Annotated in this window: 23 protein-coding genes; 5 read left to right on the top strand and 18 right to left on the bottom strand. The window is 64.0% G+C overall.

Going from position 1 to position 23,167, the window contains the following annotated elements; genetic code table 11:
- Positions 1-20: 20 nt before the first annotated feature.
- The 6 genes from clpB to AC1RZR_RS09565 form a co-directional block, all read right to left on the bottom strand.
- Positions 21-2,627, bottom strand: a complete 2,607-nt coding sequence (gene clpB / locus AC1RZR_RS09590) for an ATP-dependent chaperone ClpB (protein WP_481828352.1) — start codon at positions 2,625-2,627, stop codon at positions 21-23.
- Positions 2,628-2,848: 221 nt separating this feature from the next.
- Positions 2,849-3,805 carry a DUF4167 domain-containing protein gene (locus AC1RZR_RS09585; RefSeq protein ID WP_481828351.1) on the bottom strand — a complete coding sequence of 319 codons (957 nt, stop codon included), beginning with the start codon at positions 3,803-3,805 and terminating at the stop codon, positions 2,849-2,851.
- Between the two features lie 304 nt (positions 3,806-4,109).
- Positions 4,110-4,988, bottom strand: coding sequence for a peptide chain release factor N(5)-glutamine methyltransferase (prmC, locus tag AC1RZR_RS09580; protein ID WP_481828350.1), 879 nt, complete (start codon positions 4,986-4,988; stop codon positions 4,110-4,112).
- A complete protein-coding gene (gene prfA, locus AC1RZR_RS09575; protein WP_477269754.1) occupies positions 4,981-6,060 on the bottom strand; it encodes a peptide chain release factor 1 in 1,080 nt (359 codons plus the stop codon). The genes prmC and prfA overlap by 8 nt, the downstream gene beginning before the upstream one ends.
- A gap of 10 nt (positions 6,061-6,070) precedes the next feature.
- Positions 6,071-8,341 carry a phosphoenolpyruvate--protein phosphotransferase gene (ptsP, locus tag AC1RZR_RS09570; RefSeq protein ID WP_481828349.1) on the bottom strand — a complete coding sequence of 757 codons (2,271 nt, stop codon included), beginning with the start codon at positions 8,339-8,341 and terminating at the stop codon, positions 6,071-6,073.
- An 83-nt stretch (positions 8,342-8,424) separates the two neighbouring features.
- Positions 8,425-9,678 (bottom strand): aspartate kinase, encoded by a 1,254-nt coding sequence (locus AC1RZR_RS09565; protein ID WP_481828348.1) that lies wholly within the window; start codon positions 9,676-9,678, stop codon positions 8,425-8,427.
- A gap of 447 nt (positions 9,679-10,125) precedes the next feature.
- On the opposite strand from AC1RZR_RS09565, the gene ubiG reads away from it, so the two are divergent.
- Positions 10,126-10,875 carry a bifunctional 2-polyprenyl-6-hydroxyphenol methylase/3-demethylubiquinol 3-O-methyltransferase UbiG gene (gene ubiG, locus AC1RZR_RS09560; RefSeq protein WP_111548894.1) on the top strand — a complete coding sequence of 250 codons (750 nt, stop codon included), beginning with the start codon at positions 10,126-10,128 and terminating at the stop codon, positions 10,873-10,875.
- A 4-nt stretch (positions 10,876-10,879) separates the two neighbouring features.
- Here ubiG and AC1RZR_RS09555 read toward each other — a convergent pair whose 3' ends face one another.
- Both AC1RZR_RS09555 and AC1RZR_RS09550 read right to left on the bottom strand, forming a co-directional pair.
- Positions 10,880-11,395: a flavin reductase family protein gene (locus AC1RZR_RS09555; protein ID WP_379103289.1), complete on the bottom strand. Its 516-nt coding sequence runs from the start codon at positions 11,393-11,395 to the stop codon at positions 10,880-10,882.
- A gap of 172 nt (positions 11,396-11,567) precedes the next feature.
- On the bottom strand, positions 11,568-12,458 hold the full coding sequence (locus AC1RZR_RS09550; protein ID WP_481828347.1) for a DMT family transporter: 891 nt from the start codon (positions 12,456-12,458) through the stop codon (positions 11,568-11,570).
- 94 nt (positions 12,459-12,552) lie between these two features.
- On the opposite strand from AC1RZR_RS09550, the gene AC1RZR_RS09545 reads away from it, so the two are divergent.
- On the top strand, positions 12,553-13,038 hold the full coding sequence (locus AC1RZR_RS09545) for a MarR family winged helix-turn-helix transcriptional regulator (RefSeq protein WP_477269748.1): 486 nt from the start codon (positions 12,553-12,555) through the stop codon (positions 13,036-13,038).
- 4 nt (positions 13,039-13,042) lie between these two features.
- Here the strand turns inward: AC1RZR_RS09545 and AC1RZR_RS09540 are convergent, their stop codons facing one another.
- The 4 genes from AC1RZR_RS09540 to AC1RZR_RS09525 are packed head-to-tail and all read right to left on the bottom strand — an operon-like array spanning position 13,043 to position 15,439.
- The gene (locus tag AC1RZR_RS09540; RefSeq protein WP_477269746.1) at positions 13,043-13,468 is read right to left on the bottom strand and encodes a DUF1178 family protein; all 426 of its coding nucleotides are present in this window, start codon (positions 13,466-13,468) and stop codon (positions 13,043-13,045) included.
- Positions 13,465-14,331 carry a carbon-nitrogen hydrolase family protein gene (locus tag AC1RZR_RS09535; protein WP_481828346.1) on the bottom strand — a complete coding sequence of 289 codons (867 nt, stop codon included), beginning with the start codon at positions 14,329-14,331 and terminating at the stop codon, positions 13,465-13,467. The genes AC1RZR_RS09540 and AC1RZR_RS09535 overlap by 4 nt, the downstream gene beginning before the upstream one ends.
- A 10-nt stretch (positions 14,332-14,341) precedes the next feature.
- Complete coding sequence (gene grxC / locus AC1RZR_RS09530) at positions 14,342-14,611, bottom strand: glutaredoxin 3 (protein ID WP_477269743.1); 270 nt, start codon at positions 14,609-14,611, stop codon at positions 14,342-14,344.
- Positions 14,612-14,638: 27 nt separating this feature from the next.
- Positions 14,639-15,439 (bottom strand): ComF family protein, encoded by an 801-nt coding sequence (locus tag AC1RZR_RS09525; RefSeq protein WP_477269741.1) that lies wholly within the window; start codon positions 15,437-15,439, stop codon positions 14,639-14,641.
- Between the two features lie 64 nt (positions 15,440-15,503).
- On the opposite strand from AC1RZR_RS09525, the gene AC1RZR_RS09520 reads away from it, so the two are divergent.
- Entirely contained in the window at positions 15,504-16,379 is an 876-nt protein-coding gene (locus tag AC1RZR_RS09520) for a class I SAM-dependent methyltransferase (protein ID WP_481828345.1), read from the top strand.
- A 20-nt stretch (positions 16,380-16,399) separates the two neighbouring features.
- Here AC1RZR_RS09520 and AC1RZR_RS09515 read toward each other — a convergent pair whose 3' ends face one another.
- The 5 genes from AC1RZR_RS09515 to argJ form a co-directional block, all read right to left on the bottom strand.
- Positions 16,400-16,579: a Flp family type IVb pilin gene (locus AC1RZR_RS09515; protein WP_477269737.1), complete on the bottom strand. Its 180-nt coding sequence runs from the start codon at positions 16,577-16,579 to the stop codon at positions 16,400-16,402.
- A gap of 109 nt (positions 16,580-16,688) precedes the next feature.
- The gene (locus AC1RZR_RS09510; RefSeq protein WP_481828344.1) at positions 16,689-17,006 is read right to left on the bottom strand and encodes a hypothetical protein; all 318 of its coding nucleotides are present in this window, start codon (positions 17,004-17,006) and stop codon (positions 16,689-16,691) included.
- 127 nt (positions 17,007-17,133) lie between these two features.
- Positions 17,134-17,556 (bottom strand): (deoxy)nucleoside triphosphate pyrophosphohydrolase, encoded by a 423-nt coding sequence (locus AC1RZR_RS09505; protein ID WP_477269733.1) that lies wholly within the window; start codon positions 17,554-17,556, stop codon positions 17,134-17,136.
- Positions 17,557-17,564: 8 nt separating this feature from the next.
- Positions 17,565-18,317, bottom strand: a complete 753-nt coding sequence (locus AC1RZR_RS09500; protein ID WP_477269876.1) for a GNAT family N-acetyltransferase — start codon at positions 18,315-18,317, stop codon at positions 17,565-17,567.
- A gap of 29 nt (positions 18,318-18,346) precedes the next feature.
- Positions 18,347-19,588, bottom strand: a complete 1,242-nt coding sequence (argJ, locus tag AC1RZR_RS09495) for a bifunctional glutamate N-acetyltransferase/amino-acid acetyltransferase ArgJ (protein WP_481828343.1) — start codon at positions 19,586-19,588, stop codon at positions 18,347-18,349.
- A 166-nt stretch (positions 19,589-19,754) separates the two neighbouring features.
- On the opposite strand from argJ, the gene AC1RZR_RS09490 reads away from it, so the two are divergent.
- A complete protein-coding gene (locus tag AC1RZR_RS09490; protein ID WP_481828342.1) occupies positions 19,755-20,984 on the top strand; it encodes a caspase family protein in 1,230 nt (409 codons plus the stop codon).
- A gap of 331 nt (positions 20,985-21,315) precedes the next feature.
- Entirely contained in the window at positions 21,316-21,915 is a 600-nt protein-coding gene (locus AC1RZR_RS09485) for a TetR/AcrR family transcriptional regulator (protein ID WP_481828341.1), read from the top strand.
- Between the two features lie 73 nt (positions 21,916-21,988).
- On the opposite strand, the gene AC1RZR_RS09480 is transcribed toward AC1RZR_RS09485, so the two are convergent.
- Entirely contained in the window at positions 21,989-22,909 is a 921-nt protein-coding gene (locus AC1RZR_RS09480) for a peptidylprolyl isomerase (RefSeq protein ID WP_379103316.1), read from the bottom strand.
- Between the last annotated feature and the right edge of the window lie 258 nt (positions 22,910-23,167).

The following is a 23,167-nucleotide window of genomic DNA, read 5'->3' as shown; positions in this document are numbered from 1 at the left end:
GATGGACGCGCGGCGTTGGATCAGGCTGCCGCCTCGGCCGCGACAATCGTCGGCTTCGAACGGAAGTTCAGCCGGTCGGAACCGGCTGTCACCTTGACGGTCGAGCCGTCGAGGATGTCGCCGAGCAGGATCTTTTCCGCCAACGGGTCCTGCAGTTCCTTCTGCATCACCCGCTTCAGCGGCCGCGCGCCATAGGCAGGATCGTAGCCCTTGGCCGCCAGCCAGTCGATAGCCTCCTGGTCCAGCGACAGCGTGATCTTGCGATCGACAAGCAGGCTTTCCAGCCGCTTGAGCTGGATCTCCACGATGCGGCCCATATCCTGTCGGCGCAGCCGGTGGAACAGAATCACCTCGTCGACGCGGTTGAGGAATTCCGGCCGGAACGATGCCTTGACGACATTCATCACTTCGTCGCGAACCTGGTCGACATCCTCACCCTCGCCGAGATTGACGAGATATTCGGCGCCGAGGTTCGACGTCATGATGATCAGCGTGTTGCGGAAGTCGACCGTGCGGCCCTGTCCGTCGGTCAGGCGCCCGTCATCGAGCACCTGCAGCAGCACGTTGAACACGTCCGGATGTGCCTTCTCGATTTCGTCGAACAGCACGACCTGGTAAGGTCGGCGCCGCACTGCTTCGGTCAGCGCCCCACCCTCCTCATAGCCGACATAGCCGGGAGGCGCGCCGATCAGCCGGGCGACCGAGTGCTTCTCCATGAACTCCGACATGTCGATGCGCACCATCGCGCTCTCGTCATCGAACAGGAAGCTGGCAAGCGCCTTGGTCAGTTCGGTCTTGCCGACGCCCGTCGGTCCGAGGAACATGAACGAGCCGATTGGCCGGTTCGGATCCTGCAGGCCCGCACGCGCCCGGCGCACGGCCTTCGAGACAGCCTGCACCGCCTCGCCCTGGCCGACGACGCGCTTGCCGATCTCGTCTTCCATGCGCAACAGCTTGTCGCGCTCGCCCTGCAGCATCTTGTCGACCGGAATGCCGGTCCAGCGCGAGACGATATGGGCGACGTGGTCGGGCGTGACCACCTCTTCGACCATGCCGACCTTGCCGTCCTGGGCCTCGGCTTCCTTCAGCTTCTTTTCCAGTTCCGGGATCTTGCCATAGGCAAGCTCGCCGGCGCGCTGGAATTCACCCTTGCGCTGGGCAATGGCAAGCTCGTTGCGGGCCTCGTCGAGTTGCTTCTTCAGGTCGGCGGCTAGGCCGAGCTTCTGCTTCTCGGCCTGCCACTTGGCGGTGATCTCGGTCGATTCCTCCTCGAGGCCGACGAGTTCTTTTTCCAGGCGGGCGAGCCGGTCCTTCGACGCATCGTCAGTCTCGACCTTCAGCGCCTCGCGTTCGATCTTGAGCTGCATGATGCGGCGATCGATCTCGTCGAGTGCCTCGGGCTTGGAATCGACCTGCATGCGCAGCCGCGATGCAGCTTCGTCGACAAGATCGATCGCCTTGTCCGGCAGGAACCGGTCCGCGATGTAGCGGTTCGACAGCGTTGCCGCGGCGACCAGCGCCGAATCCGAAATGCGCACCTTGTGGTGCTGTTCGTATTTTTCCTTCAGGCCGCGCAGGATCGAAACGGTGTCTTCCACCGTCGGCTCATCGACGAACACCGGCTGGAAACGGCGGGCAAGAGCCGCGTCCTTCTCGACATGCTTGCGATATTCATCGAGCGTGGTGGCGCCGACGCAGTGAAGCTCGCCGCGCGCCAGCGCCGGCTTCAGGAGGTTCGACGCATCCATGGCGCCGTCTGCCTTGCCGGCGCCCACCAGCGTGTGCATTTCGTCGATGAACAGGATGATCCCGCCGGCCGCCGAGGTGACTTCGGAGAGTACGGCTTTCAGCCGCTCCTCGAACTCGCCGCGGTACTTGGCGCCGGCAATCAGCGCGCCCATGTCGAGCGCCATCAGCTGCTTGTCCTTCAACGATTCCGGCACGTCGCCATTGACGATGCGCAGCGCCAGGCCTTCGGCGATCGCCGTCTTGCCGACGCCCGGTTCGCCGATCAGCACCGGGTTGTTCTTGGTGCGGCGCGACAGCACCTGGATGGTGCGGCGGATCTCGTCGTCGCGGCCGATGACCGGATCGAGCTTGCCGGCGCGGGCATCCGCGGTCAGGTCGCGCGCATATTTCTTCAGCGCGTCGTAGCCCTGTTCGGCGCTCGCCGAATCGGCGGTGCGGCCCTTGCGGACATCGTTGATGACCTGGTTGAGCGCCTGCGCGGTGACGCCGGCCTTTGCCAGGATGTCGGCGGTCTTGGCCGATTTCTCCATGGCGAGCGCCTGCAGCAGCCGCTCGACGGTGACGAAGCTGTCGCCAGCCTTCTTGGCCAGCTCTTCGGCGGTCGAAAACACCTTGGCCAGCGGCTGCGCCAGATAAAGCTGGCCATTGCCGCCTTCGACCTTTGGCATCGCCTCAAGCGCCGTCTCGACGCCAAGCTTGACGTCGCGGGCGTTGCCGCCGGCGCGTTCGATCAGCGATGCGGCCAGACCCTCGTCGTCGTCGACGAGCACTTTGAGGATGTGTTCGGGTGTGAACTGCTGGTGGTTGCGGGAGAGCGCCATGGTCTGCGCGGACTGGATAAAGCCGCGCACGCGCTCGGAGTATTTCTCAAGGTTCATATCTGTCTCCTTCCATCACCGGCCCGCTTTGCGGCACCGGATCCGATTGCGGTGACGGACCCGCCCATTCGAGCCGGATCCTGTTCAGCCGAGATATGGGGCATGGACCATGCTGTCTCAAGACGCCTTGATGTCGGTCAACCCACAATATTCCATCGCGGCACAAAACGAAAACGGCGGAGATTTCTCTCCGCCGTCCAATGTCCAGAAATGTCGTTCGATCAGTTGTCGATGTCGACAATGACCGGATCAGCATTGCTGCTGTCGCCCGGGGCCGTGGCCACCTCGCCGGCATCGGCATTGTCGCTACCGCCTTCGACCTGATCGGCGTTGACGCGCGGACGGCGCGGGCGCCTCGGACGACGGGCAGCACCGCTTTCGGCGGCAGCCTCGTTGAGCTCGGCCTGGGCGGCGAGACCCGCCGGCGACAGATTCTCGAACAACGGAGCGGGCTCGATCGTCACAACGGATTCGGTAGATTCGGTCGGCGAAACAGCTTCGGCCTGGATCGGGGCCTCGTTGCGCTGGGGCTGACCGCCTTGCTCCACAGGCGAACCAAAGTCGCGCTGGCCGTTCTGGCCGTAACCGCCATTGGGGCGACGATCGCGATGGCGCCCGCCATTGTTGTCGCGGCCGCCATTGTTGCGCCCGCCATTGTCACGCCCGCTATTGTTATCACGAGTGTCGCGGCCGCTTTCCCGGTTGAGCGCGACCTCGGCCGGCATGCCTTCGATGACCGGCTGCGGACCGGCGCCATGGTTGATCACCGGCACCTGGGCATCGGAATTCGTGTTGCCGCCGTTGCCGGCATTGTCGAACTCGTCGCGATCGTCGTCGCCGTCATCGTCGAAATCATCGCGATTCTGTTGGGCGTTCTGGATCGGCATCTGCGCCTGCGCGGCCGCGATGATGCGGTTGTAGTGCTCGGCGTGCTGGAGATAGTTCTCCGCCATGACCCGGTCGCCGGAGCTGTGCGCGTCACGGGCAAGGGTGGCGTATTTTTCGGCGATCTGCTGAGCCGAACCGCGGATCTTCACGTCCGGGCCGTTGCTCTCGTAGTTGCGCGTCAGGGGATTTGGTCCCTTGCGGTTGTTGTTGTTGTTATTGTTGTTATTGCCACCGCCGCCGCCATTGTTGTTGCGACCGCGCATGCGCCTGTTCTGCTGTTGTGGCCTCATCAAACTCTCTTCATTTTGAAATTTTCGAAAAACTCTTCACGAACGGAGGCGCTCATGCAGCCAGCCGTTTCGTCTCTTCACCGGCGTTCGCCCGCATCGATTGCGTTGGCGCCACGTGCCATCCTGTTCCGGTTACATCACTTGCCGGACGATTCCCGCACGAAGCTTGGGCATCGTTTGCGCAAGAAGGCAGCTATTTCCAAGGAAAACCGAATCGCTAAGAGCACTGCCTGCTTCGTCTCATCCGGTTAAGGCGACCCTAGCCGCATTCCCCGGCATTGCCAAGCGCTTTTTTTGCACTGCGTCAAGGCTTTGTCCTTTCAAAGACAATAACCCTGTCGTTTCCACCAAGGTCCCGAAAGGCACCGCCCGGCACATAGCCGGCTGCGGCGAATATCCCGGAGACCTCGTCATGCTGCGTGTGGCCGATCTCGACCGCAATCCTGCCATCAGTTTCCAAAAACCTTGCCGCCTCCGCGGCGATGATCCTGTAGGGGCTGAGACCGTCCGCGCCACCATCCAAGGCCAGGCGCGGATCGAAATTGCGGACTTCGTCCTGCAGATTTCCAATGTCTTCAGACGGTATATAGGGAGGGTTTGCGGCAATTACATGGTACCGGCCGGAAACTTTTTCGAACCAGTCTGACTGGAGCGCCGTAAACCGGCCTGCAATGCCAAGTTGCCGGGCATTGCGACTGGCCGTCGCCAGCGCGCCCGCGGACATGTCGACGCCGGTGGCGATCGCGGCCGGCACGGCACTGAGCAGCGCCAGCGCAATGGCGCCGGTGCCTGTACCAAGATCGAGGATGCGGCATTCGCCTTCCCGCACCGCCACTGCCCTGACGAAAGGCAGCATCGCCTCGACAAGGGTTTCGGTATCGGGCCGCGGTTCCAGTGTTTCCGGCGACAGCGACAGGCGCAAACCATAGAATTCACGATAGCCAAGGATGCGATGCACCGGCTCGCCGCCGGCGCGCCGTCTCAAGGCGTCAAAAATTGCGGCAACAGTGCTTCCATCGATCTTGCGCTCCGGATCGACGATCGCCTGCGTGCGCGTCGTGCCGGAAAAATGTTCGACGATCAGCCTCGCATCGAGCGCCGGATCATCGATAGCCGCGGCGGCAAGCCGAGCCTGCGCTTCCCGCAGCAACGGCCCCAGCGTCTCCGGCAGTTGATCAGCCATCGATGCCGATGTCTGCGAGCAGCTTCGACTGGTGATCGGCAATCAGCGCGTCGACCACTTCGTCGAGTTCGCCCATCATCACCCGGTCGAGCTTGTAGAGCGTCAGGTTGATGCGGTGGTCGGTGACACGGCCTTGCGGAAAATTGTAGGTGCGGATGCGCTCGGAGCGGTCGCCGGAGCCGACTTGCGACTTGCGCGATTCGGAGCGTTCCTCATCCGCCTTGCTACGCTCCAGGTCATAGAGCCGTGCGCGCAGGATCTGCATCGCCTTGGCGCGATTCTGGTGCTGCGACTTTTCAGCTTGCACCACCATGATACCGGTCGGCAAATGGGTGATGCGGACAGCCGAATCGGTGGTGTTGACGTGCTGGCCGCCCGAGCCCGAGGCGCGCATCGTGTCGATGCGGATGTCTTCCGCCCTGATGTCGATGTCGACCTCTTCGGCTTCCGGCAGCACGGCAACGGTGGCGGCCGACGTGTGGATGCGCCCGCTCGCCTCGGTCGCCGGCACGCGCTGTACGCGGTGCACGCCGGATTCGAATTTCAGATGCGCAAAGACGCCCTTGCCTGAGATCGTGGCGATGATTTCCTTGTAGCCGCCGGCGTCGCCATCGCTGGCCGACACCGTCTCGAAACGCCAGCCGCGTTCGGCAGCGTAGCGCTCGTACATGCGAAACAGGTCGCCGGCGAAAAGGGCGGCCTCGTCGCCGCCGGTGCCAGCGCGGATTTCGAGAATGGCATTCTTGTCGTCGGCCGCATCCTTGGGCAGTAGCAGGATCTGGATGTCCTTCTGCAGCGCCTCGATGCGGTCCTCCACCTCCGGCAGGTCGGCCTCCGCCAGGGCCCGCATCTCGGCATCGGTGCCTTTGTCGGCAAGCATCGCTTTCAGGTCGGCCTGCTCATGCTCGGCCGAGCGCAGCGCCCTGACCTTGGCCACCATGTCCTGAATCTCGGCGTATTCGGACGCCATCCGCACATAGGCATCCGGTGCCGGGCCGGCCGACATTTGCGCTTCGAGCATCTCGAAACGCTTGACGACTTGATCCATACGATCGCGTGGCAGGTTGACCATGATGAGGATGCTACAATGGAATCGAACGGTCGTCGGCAAAGGCCTGCAGCAGCGCCCGCATCGGCAGCCCCTGCGCCGGCGCCATCAGATTGTCGTCGAAAAACGCCTCCAACTCGTCCAGCGGCAGTTCCGTCAGCATCGCCTTGACGGGACCGATCGAGGCCGGCGACATCGAAATCGAGCGGAAACCAAGACCGATCAGCGCCATTGCCGAGATCGGCTTGCCGGCGAGTTCACCGCACAAGGTCACCGGCGTGTGGTTGCGGACGCCGGCATCGGCGATCTGCTTCAGGACACGCAGGAACGGCGCCGACAGCGTATCGAAGCGGTTGGCCAATTGCGTGTTGCCGCGGTCGACGGCCATGACGAACTGGAACAGATCGTTCGAACCGACCGAGACGAAGTCGACCGCCTTCATCAATTCATCGAGCTGGAACAGAAGCGACGGCACTTCCAGCATGGCGCCCAGCTTGAGGCTGGTCGGCAGGTGATGGGCAAAGCGCGACAGATGCCGCACCTCGCGGTCGATGATCTCGCGCGCCTGGGCGATCTCGCCGAGTTCGGTGACCATCGGCAGCATCAGCTTCAACTCACGCCCGCCGCTGGCCTTGAGCAAGGCGCGGATCTGGGTGCGCAGCAGCCCCGGCCGATCAAGCGTCAGGCGGATCGCCCGCCAGCCAAGCGCCGGATTCTCTTCCTGGATCGCACCCTTGAAATAGGGCAGCACCTTGTCGCCGCCGATATCGATGGTGCGGAAGGTGACCGGCTTGCCGCGCGCCGCCTCGAGCACATCGCGGTAAAGCTTTTCCTGGGCCTCGGCACGGGGAAATGTCGAGGCGACCATGAACTGCAGTTCGGTGCGGAACAGGCCGATGCCGGCCGCGCCTGCCTCGGCAAGCTGCGGCAGGTCGACGGCAAGACCGGCATTCATCAACAAATCGACCTGGACTCCGTCCCTGGTCATCGACGGCTTCTTGCGCAGCTCTCGGTAGACCTCTTGCCGGCGCGCCCGGAAACGCACCTTTTCGGCATAGGCGGCCTCAAGGTCGGGCTGCGGCCGCAAATGGATCACGCCTTCTTCGCCGTCGACGATGATGGCATCGCCGTTTTCCGCCATGGAAACGGCGCCCTTCATCTGGCCGGCGACGGGAATGCCCATGGCGCGCGCGACGATGACGACGTGGCTGGTGGCGGCACCGTCCTCGAGCACCAGCCCGCGCATCTTATCGCGGGGATAGTCGAGCAGCTCGGCCGCACCCATCGAGCGGGCGACGATGATGGCGTCCTTCGGCAGCGATGCGGCGACATCTTCCGGCCCGCGCCCCATCAGCTGGCGCAGCAGCCGGTTGGCGAGGTCGTCGAAATCGCACATCCGCTCGCGCAGATAAGGATCGGTCATGTGCAGCATGCGGGCGCGCATGTCGCTCTGCACCTTTTCCACCGCGGCTTCGGCCGTCAAGCCGTTGCGGATCGCCTCTTCCAGCCGGCGCACCCAGCCGCGATCGTTGGCGAACATGCGATAGGCTTCCAGAACCTGGCGATGCTCGCCCTCGAAGGCGACGTCGCGGCGCTCCAGCATGTCGTCGATGGAGAGCCGGAGCGAGCCGAGCGAGGTTTCGAGACGGCGAACTTCTTCCTCGCTGTCCTCATTGAACAGATTGGTGACGACGATGCGCGGCTCGTGCAGCACGACATGGCCGAGCCCGACGCCGTCGTTGAAGGACAGGCCGGTAAAACTGACAGGGCGGCGCAGATCGAGTTCGAGGCCGGGACGCGTGAGCCGCGCCAGATCGCCGGTGGCGATCATCTCGGCGATGACCATAGCCGTGGTTTCCAGCGCCTCGACCTCGTCGTCGCGGTAGTGACGCATGGTCTTGTTCTGCACCACCAGCACGCCGAGCGTGCGCCCTGCCCGCAGCACCGGCACGCCGAGGAAGGAGTTGTAGATCTCTTCCCCGGTCTCCGGCAGGTAGGCGAAGGCCGGGTGTTCCTGGGCGTTGGAAAGGTTCAGCGGCCGCGCGCTGGCGGCGATCGTGCCGACCAGGCCTTGCCCCAGCCGCAGCTGCGCCAGGTGGACGGCGTTCGGGTTCAAACCTTCGGTGGCGTAGAGTTCGAGCACCGAATCGGCGCGCAGCACGTAGAGCGAGCAGACTTCGGCGACCATGTTGGAGGCGATGTCGCGCACGATCCGGTCGAGCCGCTCCTGCGGCTCCAGCGGCTCCTGCATGAGCTCGCGGAGCCGTTTCAGCAAAACGCGCGGGCCACTGGCCTGATCACGCATCGCGGGTTCTTCTCCAATGGGCATTTTGCCCGCCGCAGTTTCCACTGCGACCGGCGCACACGCAACAACTCAAATCGTTCTCGCTACTGCTTATCCAGACCGTAGACGGAATGCAAAGTACGAACCGCAAGTTCGGTGTACGGACCGTCGATCAGGATTGAAATCTTGATCTCGGAGGTCGTGATGGCGCGAATGTTGATCGACTTGTCGGCCAGCGCCTTGAAAGCGGTGGCGGCGACGCCGGCATGGCTCCTCATGCCGATGCCGATGACCGAAACCTTCGACATGCCGGCTTCCGATTGCACGACATCGTAACCGATCGAGGCTTTCAGGCGCTCGAGCACGGCCAGCGCCTTGTCGACATCGCCCGACGGCACGGTGAAGGTCATGTCGGTGAACTTGCCGTCCTCGGAAATGTTCTGGACGATCATGTCGACATTGATGTTGGCCTCGGCCAGCGGCCCGAAGATGCCGGCGGCGACACCCGGCCGGTCGCCGACACGGCGCAGCGAAATCTGCGCTTCGTCCTTGGCATAGGCAATTCCGGTGACGACCTGCTGTTCCACGATCTCTTCCTCGTCGCAAATGAGCGTTCCGGGCGGATTGAGCAAATCCCCCATTCCGGGCGCTTCGGGATCGTCGAAGGACGACCGCACGAAGGTACGCACCCTGTGCACCATGGCAAGCTCGACCGAACGCACCTGCAGAACCTTGGCGCCGAGCGAGGCCATTTCAAGCATTTCCTCGAACGAGATCTTGGCCAGCCGCCGCGCCTTGGGCTCGATGCGCGGATCGGTGGTGTAGACCCCGTCGACGTCGGTGTAGATGTCGCAACGATCGGCCTTGACCGCCGCGGCGATGGCCACGGCACTGGTGTCCGAGCCGCCGCGGCCGAGCGTGGCGATGCGATTGTCCGGGCCGATGCCCTGGAAGCCGGCGATCACCGCCACCTGGCCTTCGCCGAAACGCTTGATCAGGAACGCGCCATCGATATCGAGGATGCGCGCCGCGCCATGCGCGTTGTCGGTCTTGATCGGGATCTGCCAGCCCTGCCAGGAACGGGCATGCACGCCCATGTTCTGCAGCGTAATCGCCAGAAGGCCTGCGGTGACCTGTTCGCCGGAAGCAACGACCGCGTCATATTCGCGTGCGTCGTGCATCGGCGAGGCTTCGCGCGTCCAGCCAACCAGCTCATTGGTCTTGCCTGCCATCGCCGAGACGACCACCGCCACTTCATGGCCAGCGTCGACCTCGCGTTTGACGTGACGCGCCACATTGCGGATGCGGGCGATGTCGGCGACGGAGGTTCCGCCGAATTTCATCACGATGCGCGCCATGGAAGCGAAATGCCTTTGACTGAAGCCGGACCCCAACCCAAAAGCGGAATCCCGAAAAGCGGAAGGCCGGCTGACGCCGGCCGCTGAATGCGCGGCCTCCTTAGCCAAATGATGAAGCTTTCGCAAGCTGGCTATGATTGGAGCTCCCGATCTGGCTGGCTGCGACGGCGGGATCTGCTTGTCTCCTCCAAGATAGTGGCGGTTGTAGAGCCCGGTGTTCGGATCACGGATCGACCGTTGCCGCAGCGAAGCCTTCGTTCGCGTCATCGTCCACTCCCTCGAATTCAAAACGATGCCTCTCCTCTGCCGCCAGGCCAATTGTGTCACCGCTGTACCCGGCAACTGACATGCCCTGACAGAATGCATCGCTCTGGCGGCAACGGAAAATTGTTGCCTTGACATTCGCTGCCTCACGCCCGACTTCCTAGCGTTCGAGGAGACCGACCGATGCCAGAGCCCCGACGATCGACGATCGATGCCGGAGAAGTCGAACGCTTTTCCGCTCTTGCCGCCGAATGGTGGAACCCGAACGGCAAGTTCCGTCCGCTGCACAAGTTCAATCCGGTCCGGCTCTCCTATATCCGCGACCAGATAGCGACGCGTTTCGGCCGTGACCCGCGCGCGGCTCGGCCTTTCGAGGGCCTGCGCATTCTCGACATCGGCTGCGGCGGTGGCCTTTTGTGCGAGCCGATGGCGCGGCTTGGCGCCGAGGTGGTGGGTGCGGATGCCTCCGAAACGAACATCGAGGTGGCCAAGCTGCACGCGGCCGAGGGCAATGTGAGCGTCGACTATCGCGCCACGACGGCCGAGGATCTGGCCGACGCCGGCGAGAAATTCGACGTCATCCTCAACATGGAAGTGGTCGAGCATGTCGCCGACATTGACCTGTTCGTCGCCAAATGCGGCGAGATGGTTCGGCCCGGCGGCATTATGTTCGTGGCCACCATAAACCGCACGCTGAAGGCCTTGGGATTGGCCATCATCGGTGCCGAGTATGTGCTGCGCTGGTTGCCGCGCGGCACCCACCAGTTTGGCAAGCTGGTGCGCCCGGAAGAACTCGAAAAGGCGCTTGGCGGCGCCGGCCTGAGCATCATCGACCGCACCGGCGTCACCTACAATCCGCTTGCCGACCGCTGGGCGCGCTCCAAGGACATGGACGTCAACTACATGGTGCTGGCGGAAAAGGGCTCGGTCTGACCGTTCAGGCGTCGAGCGGCCTGTAGCCGCCCCGCCAGTAGATCAGCGCCTGGCCGGCATCTCGGGTGCGCACGGCTTCGACCGAACCGATGACGATGGAATGCGTGCCGCGATCGATCATCTCGTCGAGGCTGCAGTCGAAGGCGGCCACCGCATCCGACAGCAACGACGCTCCGGTCTTCAGCGTCATCCATTCGGCGCCCTCGTAGCGGTCCTTGCCCTTGATGCCGCCAAAGCCGGAGAACCGCTCGGCCACGCGCTGATGCTGGGGCCCGAGCGAATTGACGCCGAAATGCCGGTAGCGCTCGATCAGCGGCCAGGTCGACGACGACCGGTTGACGCAGGCGATCACCTTGGGCGGCTCGGCCGACAGCGAGACGACCGAAATGACCACCAGGCCGGAGCGATCCTCGCCGACGCCGGCGGTGATGACGCTGACATTGCCGACGATCAGCCGCATCGCGGCTCGAAAATCGGCGACATCGACAGGTGTTCCCTCCGGAACCTTTGATTCAGTCATGACTGGCTCCCGGAGCGGGGTTTCGAAAATGGAAACGGCTTTCGGAAAAGATCATGCTCGAACAAGAAGATAAAGATAATCCAGGTACAAATTCAGGTGAATTCCACGCCAAGGTATCTCACGCCCAAGGACGGAACCCAGCGGTGAGAACACGGACTGAAGGTCGGAGCCTCTACGGCTTCTGGCTTTGCGCCTTGGTGGTGATGAACACGCCGGCGGTGATGATGACCGCGCCCGCCCAGGTCAGCAGCCGATAGTGTTCGCCAAGGAAGACCGTACCGGCAAATAGCCCGACTGCCGCCGCCACGTAGCCGATCTGGCTGAGATAGACCGGGCCGCCGACCGCCTGCAGCCGGAAGAAGAAGGCGAACATCGCCGACGCTGACGCAGCCTGCGCGACGACGATCAGCGGCACGCCGCCGAGTGGAGCGAAAGCCCTACCGCCGAACAGGGCGAGAATGCCGACCAGCAGCATCGTCGCCGACGCCAGGTGGCTGCCGACGGCAAGCTCGATCGGGCCGGTGCCTTCCGGCCAGTCGACGGTGCGGTAGATGTTGCCGGCGGCAAGGCTGACCGGGATGAGCAGCCCCATCACCACCCAGAACAAATCGGCCGGCTGGCCGGCCTCGCCGCGCGTCACCGCCACCATGACGGCGCCGACGAAGCCGACGGCGATGCCGACAATGCCCAGCAAGTTGGGACGCCGGACACGCAACAGGATCGAGAACACCAGCGTGATGACCGGCGACAGCGTGAACATGATGCCGGTGTAGCCGGCGCCGAGGTGCGGGATGGCCGAGAACATCAGGAGATTGGGGACGGCATAGGACACCGCCGCGGTAACGAAGAAATAGCGCAATTTGTGCGCGGTGAGCCGGACGCTCCGGCCGCGCAGCAGCAGGGAGCACAGCAGGACGCCGCCGGCGCCGAGCGAGATGACGAAGGCCCAGACCATGGCCGGAACGCCGGCAGCCGTGGCGAGCTTGCCGAACGGCAGCGTCAGGCCGAGCAGGCCGCCGGTGACGACCAGCAGGCCGAGCGCCGAATCCCAGAGAAATTTCATGATCGAGCCCTGTCGCGCGGCCCTTGGCCAGCATTGCATCTTGAGGTAAAGTAATGGAAAGATTCTTAACGTCAAGATATTTAACGGTGAGACAGTGGATCGGGCAGCAAGGGCGATCGAGCAATGGAAGCGGGAGCGGCCGGATCTGGATGTCTCGCCGATGGCCGTGCTTGGGCGACTGAACGAGGCCTCTTCGCTGATCGCCCGAGAGCGCCTCGCTCCGCTCTTTGCCCGTTATGGATTGCAGTCCGGGGAATTCGATGTTCTGGCGACACTGCGCCGCTCGGGATCACCCTTCGCCTTGACGCCGACCGCCCTCTACGAAGCGACAATGGTGACGTCGGGCGCCATGACCAACCGGCTCGACCGGCTCGAAACGGCCGGATTGATCCTGCGCGGGCCGCACCCCAACGATCGGCGCGGGATCGTCGTGCGGCTGACCGAAAAGGGCCTCGCACTGATCGACGAGGCTGTTAGCGCCCACGTCGCCAACGAGCACGAAATCCTCGCCAGCCTGACGCCGGCGGAACGGGAAACGCTGTCTCGTCTGCTTGAGAAATTGATTGGCAGCGTGAGCTAACCGCTCAGTTGCGGTCCCCCGGAAACACCGGGATCGGCATGAACTCGACGCCGTCCTCGGCCAGGCTCTTGGCCTCTTCCAGTGTCGCTTCGCCGTAGATGCCGCGCGCATCGCTTTCGCCGAAATGGATCTTGCGCGCTTCCTCGGCGAACTTGTCGCCGACATAGTCGGCATTCTCGCGCACCTTCTCGGCCATCGCCTTCAGTTGCGCCAGGGCCTGCTTCTGCGCCTCTCCCATGGCAAGCGCTATCGTTTCCTGCTTGCGCGCGGTGGACACGGCCGGCGCCATCAGGGCTTTCTGCACCTTGTGCGAGCCGCAGGTCGGACAGTCGACAAAGCCGCGCTTCTTCTGGATGTCGAAATCGTCGTTGCTACGAAACCAGCCCTCGAATTCGTGCTCATGCTCGCAAATCAGGGCAAATCGGATCAAGAGGCAGCACCCCTGAGACGCGGCGCATCGCCCACGCCGGCATTGACGGCGAAATCCCGCGCATTTTTGAGATTGGGGATCTTCTTGCGCGCCGCCGCCGACTGCGCCGGATCGATCTCGGCGACGATCACCGCCGGCTCGTCATGCGCGGCTTCCGCGATGATGCGGCCCCACGGGTCGACGATCAGCGAATGGCCATAGGTCTCGCGGCCGTCCTCATGCAGGCCGCCTTGCGCCGCGGCAACGACATAGGCGCCGTTCTCGATGGCGCGGGCCCTGAGCAGCACATGCCAGTGCGCCTCGCCCGTCTGGCGGGTGAAGGCGGCGGGCACCGAAAGCAGGTCGGCACCAGCCATCGCCTCGGCTCGGAAGAGCTGCGGAAAGCGCAGATCGTAGCAAACGGCGAAGCCGAGCCTTGCACCGTCGATCTCGGTGACGACTGCCTCGGTACCTGGTTCATAGGCGGCGGATTCGCGCCAGGACTCGCCATTGTCGAGATCGACGTCGAACATGTGGATCTTGTCGTAGGTGGCAAGCGTGGCGCCGTCCGGGCCGAACAGCAGCGCCCGGTTGGCGAGCTTGCCGTCGGCGCGCAGGATGGCGGTCGAGCCTATATGCAGGAAGACGCCGAGTTCGCTCGCCAGTCTGCGCGCGGTCGCGACGACGATATCCTTGTCTTCCGAGGTGAAGGAAGCGGCGCGCGCTTCCTTGTCGCGGATCAGCGCACCGGTCATTTCCGGCGTCTGGATATAGGTCGCACCTTGGGCCGCCGCCTCACGCACCAGCCGTTCGAGATCGACCGCGTTGCGCTCGGGGCTTTCACCTGAACGCATCTGGATCGCAGCGGCCTTGAAAACACCCATGGTCATATCCTCAAATTGTCGCGCCGTTGGCGAGCAGTTTGTCCAGCCGGCCTTCGGCTTCCAGATCGTGGAGGTCGTCGCAGCCGCCGACATGCGTATCGCCGATGAAAATCTGCGGAAAGGTCGAGCGGCCGTGGGCGCGGGAAATCATCTCCTGGCGCAGCTCAGGCGAGAATGAGGCGTCGTGCTCGGTGAAGGCAACGCCCTTGCGCTCGAGCAGCCGCTTGGCTGCCGTGCAATAGCCGCACATCATGCGGGTGTAGATCGTGACATCGACCATGACAAATTTCCGCTCTTCGTTGCCGACTTATATAGTCGCGGACTCGTCCGCCCGAAAGTCCCCCGGCAACACACGGGCGAAAGTCAGCACGTCGACGGCACCGGCGCCACCCCGTTTCAACGCCTTGGTCGCGGCACGGACGGTGGCGCCAGTGGTGTAGACATCATCGATCAAAAGCACCCTGCGGCCGGCGATCTCGATTTCCGCCTCGGCGGGCACCCGAAAGGCGGCCCGCACATTCTCTTCGCGTTCCTGCCTTTCCAGCCCGACCTGCTGGCGGGTGAGTTTCACGCGCCGCACCGCCGAGGGTGCGAAAGGCAATTCGCTGAGCACCGAGACCGCCCTTGCCAGTTCGGCCGACTGGTTGAAGCGCCGCCTGAAAAACCGCCGCCAGTGCAGAGGCACCGGCACCACCACATCCGCCTCGGCGATGAGATCGGCGCCGGCACGCACCATCCAGCGGGCCATCCATGGCGCGAGATCCGTGCGATCCTGGTATTTCAGTCCTTGCACCATCTGGCGGGCGACGCCGGAATAGGCGACGGCCGCCCGCGCGCGCTCGAAGGGTGGCGGATCGGCGATCGCCTCGGCGGACAGAAAGCCCTCGCCCATATGGTGGGTGAACGGCGTGCCCATCACCGGGCACCATGGCCGCTCCAGCAGCCGCAGCTTCGTCCAGCAGGCGCCACACAGAACGCCGGGCTGCGAGACATGCCGGCGGCAACCGGCGCAGACCGGCGGAAACAGGATGCGCGCCGGCCAGCCGAGGGCCGATCGGGCCAGGCTCTTGATCTCGATGGGCTTGATCTTGGGCATCGGATCGGCCACGTGGTTGGTCGTGGCGCCACTATATCAACGATTTCAGGGCGCGGACAAACAAGGATCTGCCCCGTTGCAGCCGATAATGGATACCTCTCTCTGGCTGGCGCGCAAACGGCGCGCGCTTGCCAATCCGGTTGATGGCGCCGACTTCCTCATGCGCCGCACGGCCGAGGAGCTTGCCGACCGGTTGGGCGCCGTCGAGCGCCGGTTCGGCACGGCGACGGTGCTGTTTTGCCAGACGCCGGCGGCAGCCGAAATGCTTGCCGAGAGCGGCAAGGTCACTGACATTGTCCGCGTCGAGATGGACACGGCTTTTCTGATTGGCGGCGGCACCGGCTTGATTGCACCGTTCGAAACCGTGCCGTTCGAACCGGAAAGCCTCGATCTGGCGGTCTCGCTGCTGTCGCTGCAGGCGATGAACGACATTCCCGGCATGCTGATCCAGATCCGCCGCGCGCTGCGGCCGGACGGACTTTTCCTCGGCGCCTTTGCCGGCGCCGGCACGCTTTTCGAGTTGCGCGAAAGCCTGCTTGCGGCCGAGACCGAGCTCTACGGCGGCGCCAGCCCTCGTGTCGTCCCGTTCACCGATGTGCGCGATGCCGGTGCGCTTCTGCAGCGTGCCGGTCTCGCTTTGCCGGTCGCCGACGTCGAGACGGTGACGGTGCGCTACCCCAACCTGTTCGGCCTGATGGCAGATCTGCGGGCCATGGGCGAAACCAGCGCGCTCACCGATCGCAGCCGGCGCCCCGGGTCTCGCAAGCTGTTTGCCCGTGCGGCGGAAATCTACGCCGAGCGGTTTTCCGACCCCGACGGCCGCGTCAGGGCAAGTTTCTCGATTGTCTGGATGTCAGGCTGGGCGCCCGACGCCTCGCAGCAAAAACCGCTGAAACCGGGTTCGGCCAAGGTCTCGCTGAAAACGATACTTGAGGCTCCCGAAGGGCAATGATCCGGTCAGGCGCGCACAGGTCAGGGTGCGAAGGCGTTCGCAAGCCTGCTGCCGTTGTCGCTGAACAGCCAGGTGATCGAGTTGAAGACCTGACTGATGCCGCCGACGATGGTCAGCGACAACACAGCGACGATAAGGCCATACTCGACGGCCGTGGCGCCGGTCTCGTCCTGTAGAAAACGCAGCAGCACTGCTTTCATGACCTCAATCCCTCTTGCCAGGACCTTACCGCCGATCTGTTAAGAAAGGTTAACGGCAAAGGCTTAACAGGCGGTGAAACCGCAGCCCTTCCCAAGTCTCTTAACCATGTCAGCAGTCGCCGCTGCTTCTGCCATTGGACCTGATGATGCAGACGGAACTGGGTTGCGGCTGCAACACGCTGCGGCGCAGCGTATAGATTTCGCGATGGCTGACCGATCCGGTGGCCGTCATGTCGAGTCCGCCGCCAAGATCATCGCGGGCCGATAGCGAGCGGGTCTGGCTGTCGAGGAAAGGTATCGCGATCAGCGCCAGCGCCACTGCGGCCGAACCGAACAAGAGCGTGATGCGCAATATGCCCATGCCCGCGTCGGCGGCGCGAAAGCTGCGCTCGGGCCGGATCGAGTCCCAATCCCTATCTAGGCTCATGCTATCGCTCCCCAGCGAATCGGCGGCGCGGCCGCGAAACGATCTTGCTTCAATTTTTCATGACGAGATAAATCTTCCATTAACGCTGGCTGACACAACGCCTCGGCCGACAGCCAAGCGGGCGCCTTCAAAGAAGATCGATGAGAAACGGGATCAGCGGCGCATCGGCCGGCGGCATCGGATAGTCGCGCATCTGCTTTGGCCGCACCCATTTCAGCGCCTGCCCTTCCCTGGGCTGGGCGATGCCGCGGAAGCGGCGGCAGATGAACAATGGCATCAGCAGGTGGAAATCATCGTAGGAATGACTGGCGAAGGTGAGCGGCGCCAGGCAGGGAATGTCGGTTTCGATGCCGATTTCCTCATGCAATTCGCGAATGATGCACTGTTCCGGCGTTTCGCCGGGCTCGACCTTGCCGCCGGGAAATTCCCACAGGCCGGCAAGTTGCTTGCCCTGGGGCCGCTGTGCCAGCAGCACCCGGCCATCGGCATCGACCAGCGCGCAGGCGGCGACCAGGAGCAGGCGCTTGCCGGCGATCGTCACATCACTCATGCCCAATTTCACTCATGAACAGGCGGCCGGCGATAATGGTAGCGATAGACTTCATCGAAGCCGAGCGAACGATAGAGCGCCAGCGCCGGCACATTGCCGGCCTCGACCTGCAGCCAGGCTTCGCGGGCGCCACGCAGGCGCGCCCATTTCAGCGCCGACAGAATCAGGTTGCGGCCGTGGCCCTTGTTGCGCGCCGACTTGTCGGTGGCGATCTCGAACAGGCCGGCAAGATCGCCGTCGTGCACGCAGATCAGCGTCGCCAGCGGTTCGGCCCCCTCTTCAAGCGCGAACAACCCGGCTTCGGGCTGGATGGCGCCGATGATCTCCGACAGGCCGGGCCGCAGCGAAACGTCCGAACCGCTGACCTTCAGCGACGCGCCGATGAAGCGGCTGATGTCCTTCAGCGGGATCTGGTCCATGGCGGCGTCGAGTTGCGCGTCGCCCAGCGGCAGCCGCATCACCAGCGATTCGTCGAACCGGCTCCAGCCCTCGCGGTCGAGATGGCCGGCGAGATCGGGACCAGACAGCGGCGACATGCGGAACGTCAGCGGCCTGCCATAGGCATCGAAACGGCGGCTGGCGCGGCCGATACGGTCGGCAATGTGCTGGGTGTCGCCGGGATCGAGCGGATTGACCGAATTCAGCCGCTTGGCCGGATGGCCTGCGGTCAGCCGCACCACCCAGGTGCCGTCATAGTGGACGGCCGCTGCCGGCCAGGCGCGAAAGCCGGCCGCCTCGTAGCGGCGCACGATCGCGAGCATGCTTGCCGGATGCTTGGAAGCCAAGACCATCAGCTCCGATAATCGCCATTGATGGCGACATATTCCTTGGTGAGATCGCAGGTCCACACCGTCGCCTTGCCGCGGCCGATGCCGATATCGGCGCGGATGCGGATGTCGTCACGCTTCATGTAGGCCGACGTCGCTGCCTCGGAATAGCCGGGGTCGCGCTCGCCCTCATGCGCCAGTCGGTTGTCGCCGAACCAGATCGACAGCCGGTCGCGGTCGGCAGGTTCGCCGGCCTTGCCGACGGCCATGACGACGCGACCCCAATTGGCATCCTCGCCGGCGACCGCCGTCTTGACCAGTGGCGAATTGGCGATCGACAGCGCGATGCGCTTGGCCGACCGCGCCGATTTGGCGCCGGTGACGGTGACTTCGACCTGCTTGCGGGCGCCTTCGCCGTCGCGCACTACTTGCAGCGCCAGCGATTTCAGCACCTTGCCGAGCGCGCGGCGGAACGCGCCGAGGCGCGCATCCTTCGGGTCGGTTATCCCAGGCGCGCCGCGGCTGGCGGCCTTGCCGGTGGCGAAGATCAGCAGCGTGTCGCTGGTCGAGGTGTCGCTGTCGACGGTGACCGCGTTGAAGGTCTTGGCCGTCCCGCGCGACAACAGATCCTGCAGCACAGGGGCGGCGATCGGCGCATCGGTGGCGATGAAGGAGAGCATCGTTGCCATGTCGGGCGCAATCATGCCGGCGCCCTTGGAAATGCCGTTGATGGTGACATCGGTGTCGCCGAGCTTGACGGTCGCGGTCGCCACTTTCGGATAGGTATCCGTGGTCATGATCGCCTTTGCCGCTTCGGTCCACAGGTCAGGCTTGCCGTTGCTGACCAGTCCGGCCAGCAGATGGCTGAACTTGCCGGTATCGAGCGGCTCGCCGATGACGCCGGTCGAGGCCAGGAAAACCTCGCTTGCCTTGCAGCCGGCCGCCTTCGCCGCCGCCTCGCCGGTCAGGGCGGTGGACTCACGCCCCTTCTTGCCGGTGAAGGCGTTGGCGTTGCCGGAATTGACGACCAGCACCCGCGCCTTGCCGGCGCCGAGATTCTGCCGGCAGAAATCGACCGGCGCCGAGGGGCACTTCGATTTCGTGAACACGCCGGCGACCGCGGTGCCTTCATCGAAGACCATGGTCAGCAGGTCGGTGCGGTTCTTGTATTTTATCCCCGCCTCTGCGGTGGCAATGCGCACCCCCTCGATGGTCGGCATCTTGGGGTATTTCTTCGGCGCAAGCGGCGAAATCGTCGTGGACATGGAGACCTCGGGCGGGAAAATCGCAAGGGAAGGCCGGTTTGCCCGATACGACGCCCGGGCGCAAGGGCGTTTTCGCTTGTCTCCGGGGGCGGCAACCCAGTCGGAATTAAGCCTGCATTTCAAATCTGTTGGCGTCGCCGTGGCCTCTAGCGTTATGATCTTCCCCATGGGCAGGCTGGCGATCCTCGCATGGGCATTTCTGGGACTTTTGCTGCTGAGCGCCGATGCACAGCCGCAACGGCGCGTGGCGCTTGTCATCGGCAACGGTACCTATGCCGAAGCCGGGACGCTGGCCAACCCGGTCAACGACGCGCTCGACATCGCCGACAAGCTGCGCTCCATCGGCTTCGAGGTCATCGAAGGCAATGATCTCGGCAAGCGCGAGCTCGAACGCAGCATAGGCGAGTTCTCCGATGCGCTCGAAGGCGCCGGCGTCGGGCTTTTCTACTATGCCGGCCACGGCCTGCAGGTCGAGGGCCGCAATTACATCGTGCCGGTCGATGCCAGGCTCGACATGCCGGTCAAACTGCAGCTCGAGGCCGTGCCGATCGACGAAGTCCTCGACATCATGGAACAGCAGACCAAGGTCAGCCTGGTGTTTCTCGATGCCTGCCGCAACAACCCGTTTGCCCGCAGCCTGAGCCGCACCGCCACCACCCGCTCGGCGACGGCGCTGGCCGGGCTGGCGCAGTTCGATTCGACGCGCGGCTCTTTCATCGCCTTCTCGACCGCGCCAGGTGCGGTCGCCATGGACGGAAGCGGGCGCAACTCGCCCTTCGCCGAGGCTCTGCTGCGGCACATCGCCGAGCCCGGCCAGAGCATCAACGACATGATGATCGCGGTGCGCCGCGACGTGGTTTCGCAAACGCGCGAGGCCCAGCGCCCCTGGGAGCAGGGCTCGCTGCTTGAGCGCTTCGAGTTCGTCTCGGACGGACAGCCCGCCCAGGCGCAGAAGCCGGCGGCGGCTCCGGCACCCCCCACGGAAATTGCCGCGCTCGAGCGCTCGGTGGGTGACGACAGGGGCTCGATCGAGAATTTCCTGCGCAAGGACTATCTGACGCCGGACACCAAGGCGATGAACGAGACCGTCAAGCGGCTCTACAGCCCCTCCGCCACCATCTTCGGCACCCGCTACGACACCGATGCCATCGTCAGGGTCAAGGCCGACTGGTTCGCGCAGTGGGCCTCCTGGTCGCTCGGCCTGGAGCCCGGCAGCCTGGAAGTCACTCCGCATGGCGAGGATCGCGCCGAGGTCGTCTTTGCGATGCGCTATGACTACGTGCCGAAGGACAAGTCGGCGGCGCCCCTGACCGGCAAGGCGCGTGTCACGCTTGGCTTGGTCAAGGCGGACGGCGGCTGGCGCATCGAGTCCGAGACATCGCAAGCGCTGCAATAGTCATCATCCGACGGCCGGTGCGGCGGTGTCGGCAGCTCCTGTGCCGGTCGCGTTTCACGTCGATAGGAATTTTTCTTGCCCCAGTGAGGGCAGCTATGCTACATATTTGTTCATGGTGCTGATTTGCGCCAGTGACCCGCCGCACAGGCGGGTTTTTGCGTTTGATGCTCCGTCAACCAACGCGCCGGCGAAGGCTCCGACAGAACCGTTAACCCGGATTCGTTGCCCTGCCGCCATTATCGCGTGCTTCCAGAAGCTTGAAAACGGGCCGTTTCGTTTGGTCGCCGGGTCACGTATATTGCCGGCGAAATTGTTGGCGAGGACGACGGGAATGGCCGAAGACGCCGATCCGGCACGCAAATCGATCGGCGCGCGGCGCAATCCCGACAGCGCCGATGCCATTCTCGAAGCCGCCGAGGCCGTGCTGGTCGAAGCCGGTTATGCCGGTTTCTCGATCGAGGCGGTGGCGCGGCGGGCCCGCGCCGGCAAACCAACCATCTACCGCTGGTGGCCAAGCAAGGCCGCATTGCTGCTCGAGGTCTACCAGCGCCAGAAACGCGTCGATGTTCCCGATACCGGGCGACTGGAGGAGGATCTGGTCGGCTTCCTGAAAAGCCTGTTCGCCCATTGGCGCGAGACATCGTCGGGCAGCGTGTTCCGGTCGCTGATCGCCGAGGCGCAGTCGGATGATGCGGCGTCCGCGGCGCTTGCCGGCTATGCGCTGGGCGGACGGTCCCATACCGGCGAGATCGTCGAACGCGCCAAGGCAAGGGGTGAAATCGGCGCCGACATTGATTCAGCGCTGGTCGCCGACCTGATCGCCTCCTTCGCCTGGAAGCATCTGTTGACCAACCGGCTCGACGAGGACGAAGCGACGATACGCAAGACAGTCAACTACGTGATGCGAGGCATAGCGGTGCCCGGAAAGTAAATCGGCTGTCGCCAGCCGAAAAAAAGGCGCGGCAACCCCAGGCTGCCGCGCCCTTTCGAAAATTCTTTCAGGCTTACTTCGCGCTTTCCAGCGTTTCGACCGCCTTCTTCAGGTTCGCATCCGGAATCTCGACCTTGGCGCCGGCGCGCAGCGACTTGACCAGCGCAAAATACTTGTCGCGGATGACCGCCTGCTTGGCTTGGTCCTTGACGTCGTCGAAAGCCGGCGGCTGCTTGGTGCGCTTGTCCTCGAGCTTGATGACATGCCAGCCGAACTGCGACTGTACCGGCTGCTCGGTGTATTTGCCGACCTGAAGCGCGAAGGCCGCCTTGTCGAACTCCGGCACCATCTGGCCAGGTCCGAACCAGCCGAGATCGCCGCCACTGGTCTTGCCTGAGGGATCGCTGGTGTGTTCGTTGGCGAGCTTCTGGAAGTCGGCACCGCCGTCGAGCTGCTTGATGATGGCCTCGGCCTCTTCCTTCGTCTTCACGAGGATGTGACGGGCATGCACCTCGTTGACCGGCGGCGTGTTTGCGATTTCCTGGTCGTAGCGGGCACGAACCTCGGCGTCGGTGACCTTGTCGACGACGCCCTTCTCGACCATCTCGCCATGCAGCGCGCGCTGCTGCAGGAAAGCCATGCGGCGCTGGAAGTCAGGATCCTTGTCGAGGCCGGTGGTGACCGCCTGGGCGGCCATGACGCGGATTTCGATGGCCGCCGAAAGGGCGGCGGCGCGGCGCTGCTCGGCCGGCAGCTGGGCGAACTGCTGCGACAACTCACCTTCGGCGAGCACAAGGTCGGCTTCGGTCAAGGCCTGTCCATTGACCGTGGCGATCACGGTATTCGGATCGACCGGCGCCGCGGCAGGTGCTGCTGCGTCCGCCGGAGCGGCGGGAGCGGTCTGTTGCGCCATCAGCGGCGACAGCGAAAGGGCCGACAAGCCGAAGGCCAGACCAAGGCTGGCGAGCGACGCGCGGCGGAACAACAAGGACATGAAGATGACTCCGGTAAGGGATTATGAGGGCGGGGAGGTTTCCAGATCAGCCGGATTGTGGCGGAATTTGGCGCGACCGGCAGGGCCAGCGCGGCGTTGACATCAGTTGAGCCCCCTCTTATCTGTCCAACGACTTTGCGTCCAGAACCGTTTTCCGGGCGCTTTTTGTGTTTGCCCGTGTTCAGGCGGTGCGTTCACGTGGATTTGATGGGGCCGGCCGGCGCCCATCTCAAAGATTGAGAATTCTATCGAAAGGAC

It is taken from the genome of Mesorhizobium bavaricum, from assembly GCF_056781655.1.
The sequence above is the reverse complement of the archived record's forward strand: the minus strand, read 5'-3'. Positions and strand labels throughout refer to the sequence as shown.

What these genes read in the sequence shown, in the direction of transcription:
- AC1RZR_RS09485 (WP_481828341.1), top strand. Translation starts at nt 21,316, where the DNA reads ATGGCCGAAGACGCCGATCCGGCACGCAAATCGATCGGCGCGCGGCGC.
- AC1RZR_RS09565 (WP_481828348.1), bottom strand. Translation starts at nt 9,678, where the DNA reads ATGGCGCGCATCGTGATGAAATTCGGCGGAACCTCCGTCGCCGACATC.
- AC1RZR_RS09555 (WP_379103289.1), bottom strand. Translation starts at nt 11,395, where the DNA reads ATGACTGAATCAAAGGTTCCGGAGGGAACACCTGTCGATGTCGCCGAT.
- prfA (WP_477269754.1), bottom strand. Translation starts at nt 6,060, where the DNA reads ATGGTCAACCTGCCACGCGATCGTATGGATCAAGTCGTCAAGCGTTTC.
- prmC (WP_481828350.1), bottom strand. Translation starts at nt 4,988, where the DNA reads ATGGCTGATCAACTGCCGGAGACGCTGGGGCCGTTGCTGCGGGAAGCG.
- AC1RZR_RS09585 (WP_481828351.1), bottom strand. Translation starts at nt 3,805, where the DNA reads ATGAGGCCACAACAGCAGAACAGGCGCATGCGCGGTCGCAACAACAAT.
- AC1RZR_RS09480 (WP_379103316.1), bottom strand. Translation starts at nt 22,909, where the DNA reads ATGTCCTTGTTGTTCCGCCGCGCGTCGCTCGCCAGCCTTGGTCTGGCC.
- AC1RZR_RS09490 (WP_481828342.1), top strand. Translation starts at nt 19,755, where the DNA reads ATGGGCAGGCTGGCGATCCTCGCATGGGCATTTCTGGGACTTTTGCTG.
- AC1RZR_RS09510 (WP_481828344.1), bottom strand. Translation starts at nt 17,006, where the DNA reads ATGAGCCTAGATAGGGATTGGGACTCGATCCGGCCCGAGCGCAGCTTT.
- ubiG (WP_111548894.1), top strand. Translation starts at nt 10,126, where the DNA reads ATGCCAGAGCCCCGACGATCGACGATCGATGCCGGAGAAGTCGAACGC.
- clpB (WP_481828352.1), bottom strand. Translation starts at nt 2,627, where the DNA reads ATGAACCTTGAGAAATACTCCGAGCGCGTGCGCGGCTTTATCCAGTCC.
- AC1RZR_RS09505 (WP_477269733.1), bottom strand. Translation starts at nt 17,556, where the DNA reads ATGAGTGATGTGACGATCGCCGGCAAGCGCCTGCTCCTGGTCGCCGCC.
- AC1RZR_RS09535 (WP_481828346.1), bottom strand. Translation starts at nt 14,331, where the DNA reads ATGGGTGTTTTCAAGGCCGCTGCGATCCAGATGCGTTCAGGTGAAAGC.
- grxC (WP_477269743.1), bottom strand. Translation starts at nt 14,611, where the DNA reads ATGGTCGATGTCACGATCTACACCCGCATGATGTGCGGCTATTGCACG.
- ptsP (WP_481828349.1), bottom strand. Translation starts at nt 8,341, where the DNA reads ATGCGTGATCAGGCCAGTGGCCCGCGCGTTTTGCTGAAACGGCTCCGC.
- AC1RZR_RS09500 (WP_477269876.1), bottom strand. Translation starts at nt 18,317, where the DNA reads ATGCTCGCGATCGTGCGCCGCTACGAGGCGGCCGGCTTTCGCGCCTGG.
- AC1RZR_RS09515 (WP_477269737.1), bottom strand. Translation starts at nt 16,579, where the DNA reads ATGAAAGCAGTGCTGCTGCGTTTTCTACAGGACGAGACCGGCGCCACG.
- argJ (WP_481828343.1), bottom strand. Translation starts at nt 19,588, where the DNA reads ATGTCCACGACGATTTCGCCGCTTGCGCCGAAGAAATACCCCAAGATG.
- AC1RZR_RS09550 (WP_481828347.1), bottom strand. Translation starts at nt 12,458, where the DNA reads ATGAAATTTCTCTGGGATTCGGCGCTCGGCCTGCTGGTCGTCACCGGC.